Below are 216 nucleotides of genomic sequence, written 5' to 3'. Positions count from 1 at the left end.
TCAGTCCTCCACCACCAGCTCGTCGCCGAGCGCGACGCTGCCCGGGGCCGCAGGAACGAGGTGGAGTCCGAACAGGAGCTTCTGCCGGACCTTGCGGTGCCGGGCGAGGGTGCGCAACGGCTCCTTCCCGCGTACCCCCGTCTCCTGGTCGGTGGTGGTGACCACGCAGCGGTCGCACGGCCCGGCGGCGCGGAAGCGGGCGGCGCCGATGCGCAG

Annotated in this window: 1 protein-coding gene; it reads right to left on the bottom strand. The window is 74.1% G+C overall.

What is annotated here, in order from left to right; genetic code table 11:
* Positions 1-216: MOSC domain-containing protein (locus F6X68_RS33170; RefSeq protein WP_151457886.1), on the bottom strand; the 216-nt coding region annotated here is incomplete at its 5' end.

Origin of the sequence: Micromonospora sp. AMSO12t (genome assembly GCF_008806585.1) — a bacterium.
Classification (GTDB): domain Bacteria; phylum Actinomycetota; class Actinomycetes; order Mycobacteriales; family Micromonosporaceae; genus Micromonospora; species Micromonospora reichwaldensis.
The sequence above is the reverse complement of the archived record's forward strand: the minus strand, read 5'-3'. Positions and strand labels throughout refer to the sequence as shown.